Origin of the sequence: Micromonospora haikouensis (genome assembly GCF_900091595.1) — a bacterium.
GTDB classification, from domain to species: Bacteria; Actinomycetota; Actinomycetes; order Mycobacteriales; family Micromonosporaceae; genus Micromonospora; species Micromonospora haikouensis.
The window spans coordinates 1-8076 of record NZ_FMCW01000069.1; the positions used below are offsets into that span (position 1 = coordinate 1).

General features: G+C 75.1%; 2 protein-coding genes. Both read left to right on the forward strand.

Annotated elements, in window-relative coordinates; translation table 11 throughout:
* On the forward strand, positions 1–1676 hold a 1676-nt coding region (locus GA0070558_RS32250; RefSeq protein WP_141722419.1), incomplete at its 5' end, for an acyltransferase domain-containing protein.
* Between the two features lie 10 nt (positions 1677–1686).
* A partial coding sequence (locus GA0070558_RS32255) for an SDR family NAD(P)-dependent oxidoreductase (RefSeq protein WP_091287230.1) occupies positions 1687–8076 on the forward strand: 6390 nt, incomplete at its 3' end.

The window sequence follows — 8076 nt, forward strand, 5'->3', positions numbered from 1 at the left end:
ATTTGGAGCCGGCTGCTGGGTTGGCTGGTGTGGTGAAGGTGTTGCTGGCGTTTGATCGGGAGTTGATTCCGCCGACGTTGCACGTCAACCGGCCGAATGATCACATCCGGTTCGAGGAGTCGCCGTTCTTCGTGGCGGATCAGGTCGTCGCATGGCCTCGGGTGGCGGGTGTGCCGCGGCGGGGTGCGGTGTCGGCGTTCGGGATGGGTGGGGTGAATGCTCACGTCATTCTGGAGGAGCCGCCGGTCGCCGCTCCGCGTGAGGTGGTGTCGCAGGAGTCGTTTGTGGTGAAGGTGTCGGCGTCGAGTGTGGAGGGTGTGCGGCGTTTGGCGGGTGATTATGCGCGGGTGTTGTCGGGTGTGGGGACGAGTGGTGTGGGGGATTTCGGGTTTACGGCGAATGTGGGTCGGGCGTCGCATCGGTTCCGGGTGGCGGTGTCGGGTGTGGATGGTGTGGGTGTGGCGGAGGGGTTGTCGGCGGTGGCGGCGGGTGATCGTGCGGTGGGCCGTCTGGTGAATGCGGCGCCGGTGTCGGTGTTCGTGTTTTCGGGTCAGGGTTCGCAGTATGCGGGGATGGCTCGGGGTTTGTATGGGGTGGAGCCGGTGTTCCGGGCGGCGTTGGACGAGTGTGCGGGGCTTGTTGCCGGTGAGGTGCCGTTGTTGGAGTTGTTGTTCGGTGGTCGGGGTGGGGAGTTGGTGCAGACGCGGTTTGCGCAGGTGGGGATTGTTGCGGTGCAGGTGGGGTTGGTGCGGTTGTTGGAGTCGTGGGGGGTTCGGCCGGGGTTGGTGGTGGGTCATTCGGTGGGTGAGTTGTCGGCCGCGTGGGCGGCGGGGGTGTTCGGGTTGAGGGATGTGTTGGGGTTGGCGGTGGTGCGGGGTTCGTTGATGCAGGGGCAGCGGTCGGGTGGGGCGATGGCGGCGGTGTTCGCTGATGCCGAGGTGGTGGGGTCGGCGGTGGTCGCTTATCCGGGGTTGGAGGTGGCGGCGTGGAATGGGCCGCGGAGTGTGACGGTGTCGGGGCCGGTGGATGTGGTGGATGCGTTCTGTGTCAACTCTGGTTTGCGGTGTCAGCGGTTGGTGGTGAGTCATGCGTTTCATTCGGAGGCGATGGTGGGGGCGGTGGGGCCGTTTGCGGAGGCGGTGTCGCGGGTGGTGGTGTCGGCGCCGCGGATTGGTTTTGCGTCGTCGATTTCGGGTCGGTGGCATGACGCGGGGTCTGTGGCGGATGGTGGGTTGTGGGGTGGGGGGATTCGGGGGCCGGTGTTGTTTGGTGAGGCGTTGGGGTTGGTGGGTGCGGCTGGTGGTGGGGTGTTCTGGGAGATTGGTGCGCATCCGGTGTTGACGGGTCTGGGTCGGCAGGTGTTGCCGGATCCGGGGTTGGTGTGGTTGTCGACGTTGCGCAGGGATCGTTCGGATCAGGTGCAGGTGCATTCCGCGGTGGCGGAGTTCTACAGCCGTGGTCTGGGTGAGGTGGACTGGGTGGGGGTGCATGCCGGTAAGGGGCATCGCACGACGACCATTCCCACCTACCCCTTCGAACGCCGCGAGTTGAGCGCGCCCCGCGTTCACGAGACCGCCCCCGCGCACCGCCGCCGCCCCGAAGCACAGGTTTCCGTACCCACCGCAGGTGACGAGGCCGCCGGCCATCCGCTGTTCGACCGTCACTACGAGCACTGAGCGAGGGAACGTGACGTACCGGGTTGAGACCTACGAGAAGACCTTCGCGGGGCACGAGCCGTTCATCGCCCAGCACCGCTCCTCCGGCTTCGGCATCCTGCCCGCGTCCGTACAACTGGAGATGGCCCTGCTCGGGGTCGCCCAGCGCCGGGCGTTCGCCCCGCTCGAACTCGTCGACGTCGCCTTCGTCCGGCCGTTCACCGTCGCCGACGACGAGCGGGTCACCGGCCGACTCGACGTGACCTTCGCCGAGCGGACCCGCTTCGAGCTGAGCGCGGTCACCCCCGACGGCCGCAAGGCCGTCTCGACCGGCACCGGCGGACCGCTGCCGGCCGACGCCCGGCCGCCGGCCGCGTGGGAGGTGACCTGCCCGGTGCCGGTCCCGCCCGAGCGGATCTACCGCGGCTGGGCCGAGGCCGGCCTGACGTACGGGCCGGACTTCCACACCGTACGCCGGCTCTCCGTCGGCGACGGCACGGCCGAGGCGAGCCTCGCCACGGTGGCCCAGCCGGTGCCCTGGTACTCCCACCCCCTGCTCGTCGACGGCGTCTTCCAGGTGGTCAGCTGCGCCCTGCAGGATCTCGCCGACGGCGACGCGCCCGGCCCGATGCTGCCCATCGGCGTCGCGCGGCTCGCCCTGTACGCGAACCTGTCCGCCCTCACCACCGGGGTGACCGTGCGGGTGCGCCGCACCGCCGTGCAGGACGCCTGGTCCGTCGCGGACGCCGTGCTGCTGGACCCCGCCGGCCAGGTCGTCGCCGAGCTGACCGGGGTACGCATGCGCCGGCTGCCGGCGCACCGGTCCGCCGCGGCTCCCGGGCTGCTCACCCGCATCGAGTGGACCCCCGCCGACGCCCCCGCGCCGCGCCGCCCGGCGACCGGCATCTGGGTGGTCCTGCACGACGGCGGCCCCGACGCCGCGGGGGCGGCCACGGTGCGGGCGCTGCGCGCCGACGGGGCCCGCGTCGTCGAGGTGTTGCCCGAGGGGTCGGCCCCGGCGACCGGGGCCGACCGGCGGGTCATGCCCCGGCCCGACGAGGCCGGGTTCCAGCGGCTCTGGGAGGAGATCGGCGCGCCCGTCGAGGGCGTCGTGCACCTGTGGAACACCGGTCCCGCCCGGCCGGACCAGGCCGAGCTGGCCGCCGGCCTGTACGCCTGCCTCGCCGCCCTGAAGACCCTCGGCCAGCGGCAGCGCTCGGGCCGCTTCCTCGTCGCCACCGAACGGGCCCAGCCGGTGGCCGCCGGGGACGCCCCCGAGCCGGCGCGGGCCGCCCTGTGGGGGCTGGTCCGCACCGCCGCCATCGAGTACCCGGGGCTGCGGCCGCGCCTCGTCGACCTAGACCCCGCCTCGGCCGACGCGCTCGTGGCCGAGCTGGGCGGCGACGGTCCGGTCGAGGTCGGCTACCGCGCCGGCGTGCGGCACGAGCCGGTCCGCGTCCCGCTGCGCGCGTCCGACAGCGGCCGGCCGCCGGTGCGGCGCGACGGCCGGTACCTGATCCTCGGCGGGCACGGCGGCCTGGGCCTCGCCGTCGCCCGCCGCCTCGCCGGCGACGGTGCCGGCCTGGTCGCCCTGGTCAGCCGCTCCGGCGGGACCGGAGCCGACGCCGACGCCCTGGCCGGGATCGAGTCGTACGGCTGCCGCATCGCCTCGTTCGCCGCCGACGTCGCCGCGCCCGGCGCGCTGACAGGCGTGGTGGCGGAGATCCGCCGCCGCTTCGGCGACCTGCACGGCGTCGTGCACGCCGCCGGCGCCCTCCGCGACGGCCTGCTGCGCGGCACCACCGCCGAGGACGTGGCGCAGGTGCTGCGCCCCAAGGTCGACGGGCTGCACGAGCTGGCCGCCGCCGTCGCCGGCACCGACCTGGACTTCGCCGTGCTGTTCGCCTCGGTCTCCGGGACGTTCGGCAACCTCGGCCAGGGCGGGTACGCCGCCGCCAATACCTACCTCGACGCGTACGCGCACGCGCGGGGCGCGCCCTGGACCAGCGTCGACTGGGGACTGTGGGGCGAGGTGGGCATGGGCACCGCCGTGGCCGAGCAGCTGAGCCGTCGTGGCGTCCGGCCGCTGGGCACCGTCGAGGCGCTCGACGCCCTGATGACCGTGCTGCGCGACGACGTCCGGCAGGTCGTCATCGCCCACCCCGACGCCCCGGCCGGTGCCCCGGCCGCGCCGGCGACGGGCACGACACCGGCCAGTACACCGGCCGCGTCGCCGGCACCGGTCCCGCCGGCCACCGCGCCCGCCGCCGCAGCGAGCGGCCCGTCCCCGGCCGGCGACGTCGACGCCGGGCGCACCGAGGACGGGCTCGCCGAGTTCCTCGCCGAACGGCTCGGCATCGACGGCTTCGACCGGACGGCGCCGCTGACCGACTACGGCATCAACTCGATCATGAGCGTCGAGCTGGCCGAGGAGCTGTCCCGCCGCTGGCGGGTCACCCTCCCGGCGACCCTCTTCCTCGAGTACGGCGACTTCGCCGAGCTGGCCGCCGCGCTCGCCACCCGGTACGCGGCCGGCCCGCCCGCCGCCCCCGAGCCGGCCCCCGCCACCGCCGAACCGCCGACCGCCGCCCCGGCCGCCCCGACGCCCGCGCCGGTCGTCGCCACGCCCGAGGCGACCACCCCCGCGCCGGCCACCCCCACGTCCGAGCCGGAGCCCGCGCCCGCACCGGTGTCCGCGCCCGCCCCCGAGCCGGCCGCCCGGCCCGCCCCGCGCGGCGGCGACATCGCGGTGGTTGCCGTCTCCGGCGACCTGCCCGGCGCCCGCGACCTCACCGACCTGTGGCCGATGCTCCGCTCCGGCGCCGACGCCTTCACCGAGATCCCGGCCCACCGGTGGAACATCGACGAGCACTTCCAGCGGCGTGGCCCCGACATGACCGGCACCTACTGCCGCACCGGCGCGTTCGTCACCGGGATCGACCGCCTCGACCCGAGGTTCTTCGGCATCGCCGTGCGCGAGGCGCAGGAGATGGACCCGCAGCAGAAGCTGCTGCTGGAGCACGCCTGGTCCGTCGTCGACGACAGCGGCTGCGCCGGACGGCGGGACGTCGGCGTCTTCGTCGGTGCCACCTACACCCACCACCGCGACGCCAACGGCCTCGACGCCGTCGGGCCGCACACCGCCCTCGGCTCGATGAACGCCGTCCTGGCCAACCGCATCTCCTACGCGCTGGACCTGACCGGTCCCTCGCAGACCGTCGACACGCTCTGCTCGTCCTCCCTCGTCGCCCTGCAGCAGGCGGTGGTGAGCCTGCGCACCGGGCAGTGCGGCGCGGCCATCGTCGCGGCCTGCCACGTCGGCCTGACCCCCTGGTACTACCGCAGCCTCAGCCAGCTCGGCGCGCTGTCGCCCACCCGCCCCCGGCCGTTCGACGACCGGGCCGACGGGTTCGTGCCCGGCGAGGGCGCGGTCGCGGTCATGCTCAAGCGGCTCGACGACGCCGAACGCGACGGCGACCGGATCCACGCGGTGATCCGGGGCGCGGCGGTCAACCACGGCGGCCGGGGCAGCGCCCTGCCGGTGCCGCGCAGCGAGGCGCAGGTCGCCGTCATCCGGGCCGCGCTGGCCGACGCCGGCCTCGCCCCGGCCGACATCTCCCTGGTCGAGACCCACGGCACCGCGACCCGGCTGGGTGACCCGATCGAGATCGCCGCCCTGGCCGAGGTCTTCGCCGGCGACCGGCCCGAGCCGGTGCACGTCGGCTCCGTCAAGGCCAACATCGGCCACCTCGAACCGGCCAGCGGCCTGGCCGGCCTGGTGAAGGTCCTGCTCTGCCTGCGGCACGGCGAGATCCCGCCCCTGGCCGGGTTCGAGACGCTCGGCACGCACATCGCCCTGCCCGCCGGCCGGCTGGCCATCCCGACCGAGCCCCGGCCGTGGCGCTCCGCCGGGCCCCGCCGGGCCGGCATCAGCGCCTTCGGCATGGGCGGCACCAACGCCCACGTCGTCGTCGAGGAGTACGCTCCGAGCCCCACCGCTGCCGCCGCCCGCCCCGACGCGCCCGCCGGTGAGCACCTGCTCGTCCTCTCGGCGCACACCCCAGACCTGCTCGCCCGACGCATCGCCGACGTGGAGCGGCTGATCGGGCGGGACCGGTCGGTCGACGCCGCCGCGCTGTGCTTCTCCGCGGCGGTCGGGCGCAGCCACCTGCCGCACCGGATCGCCGTGCTCGGCGCGACGGCCGACGAGCTGGGCGCGGGCCTGCGCCAGGCCCTGCGTGCCGGGCCGGACCCGTCGGCGACGGTCCTGCGCGGCGCGACCGTCCTCGCCGGCGACCCGGTGCCCTGCGGCCCGGACCTCGCCGCCCGGCTCGCCGCGTACGTGCCGCTGACCGCCGAGCGGATCGCCGCAGAGCTGCGCACGCCCGACGGCACGCTGCTCGCCGCCCTGGCCCACCTGTACGTCGCCGGGCGCGACGTCGACTGGCGGCGGCTCCACGCCGGCAGCGGGCTGCGCCGGGTGCCGCTGCCGCCCTACCCCTTCCGCGACCTCGCCGACCCTGCCCAGCCGGGCCCCGCCGGCCCGCCCCGCCCCGCCGCGCCCGACGACCGCGTCCTGGACCGGCTGCTGGGCGCGCACCGCGTCTTCGGCGAGGAGACGCTGCCGGCCGCGTTCCTCGTCGCCAGCGGCTTCGCCCGCGCCGCCGTCCTGCACCGGCTCGCGTTCACCGCGCGGGGCACCGGCCGGCACCGGCTCACCAGCGACCCCTCCGGCGACACGACCACCTTCTCCTACGGCGGGCGGCCCGTCGGCCATCTCACCGTGGGCGCGGCCGACCCGTCCGACCCCGCCCCGGAGCCGGTGGCGCTGGACGCCCTGCGCGCCGGCTACCCGCGCACGCTCGACCCCGCCGGCCTGTACGCGTGGTTCGCCGCCAAGCACGTCGACTTCGGCGCCCCGCTGCGCGTCGTCGGCCACGTCGCGTACGGCACCACCGGCGTACTCACCCAGGTCGACCTCGCCGACGCGGACCCGGGCGTCCGGGCGGTGGCCGCCCTCGACGCGGCGTTGCAGACCATGGCGGTGCTGACCCTGGCCGACCCGGCCGCCTCCACGCTCACCTACCTGCCGGTCTCGATCGGCCGGGCGGTGCGCTGGGGTGACCCGGCCGGCACCCGACACGTCCACCTGCGCCTCGCCGGGCAGGACGCCGACGGCAGCCGGCGGGCCAGCGCCACCCTCCTGGACGCCGACGGCCGCGCCCTGGTCCTCCTCGACGACGTGGTGTACCGGCCCGTCGCGGCGGGCGCGCCCGACCCGGGCCGGGTGACCCCGCCGGCCGGCACCCCCGCGCCCGACCGGGTCCCGCCGGCCGGCGGGACCGCCGCCGACCCGCCGCCGTCCCGCCCCCACGGCGGCCCCCGCCTGCCGGAGGAGACGGTGGTCGACCTGGTCCGCGCGGTGCTGCGGGACCCGCAGGTCAGCGCGACGAGCCCCCTCGCCGCCGCCGGCATCGACTCCATGCTGGCCACCATGGTCGCCGCCGAGGTGCAGGACCGCCTGGGGGCGACGCTCAGCCCGGTCGACGTGCTCCAGGCGCGCGACTGCCGGGCCCTCACCGCCGTGGTGGAGTCCCTCCTGCCCGACGAGCCCCCTGCGCCGCCGGCCCCCGACGCTCCGTCCACCCCCGACGCCGCCCCCACCGGCGCGGACGCGGCGACCGGCGGCGACGCCCACGACATGGCGATCATCGGCGTCGCCTGTGCACTGCCCGGCGCCACGGACCCCGAGGGTTTCTGGTCTTTGCTCGCGGGCGGGGGTAGCGGCGTCGGCCCGGCGCCCGCGTTCCGCTGGCCTGCCGACGGCGACCCCGACGGCGCCCCGGTGGGCGGCTTCCTCGCGCAGATCGACGAGTTCGACGCCCGGTTCTTCGACTTCTTCGCCAAGCAGGCGGAGGTGCTCGACCCGCAGGTCCGCTGGCTGCTGCGCACCGCCTGGGAGGCGCTGGAGTCCGCCGGGATCGCCCCGCTGTCCACGCCCGCCTCGACCGGCGTCTTCGTCGGCGCCAGCTACCAGCACTACAAGGACTACAACATTCCGCCGGAGCTGGACGCCGCCGCCGGTCTCGGCAACCACAACGCCTTCCTGGCCAATCGGGTGAGTTATTTCCTGGATCTGTCGGGTCCGAGCATGACGATCGACACGTTGTGTTCGTCGTCGTTGGTGGCGTTGCACACGGCGGTGCGCAGCATCCGTAGCGGCGAGTGCGACCAGGCCATCGTCGCCGGCGTACGCCTCGCGATGTCCCCCCTGCACTACACCGCGATGCGCAACCTGCGCGCCCTGTCCCCGACGGGTGCGTCGCGGGCGTTCGACGCGTCGGCGGACGGGTTCGTGCCGGGTGAGGGTGTGGTCACGGTGGTGGTCAAGCCCCTGGTCGACGCGGTGCGGGACGGGGAT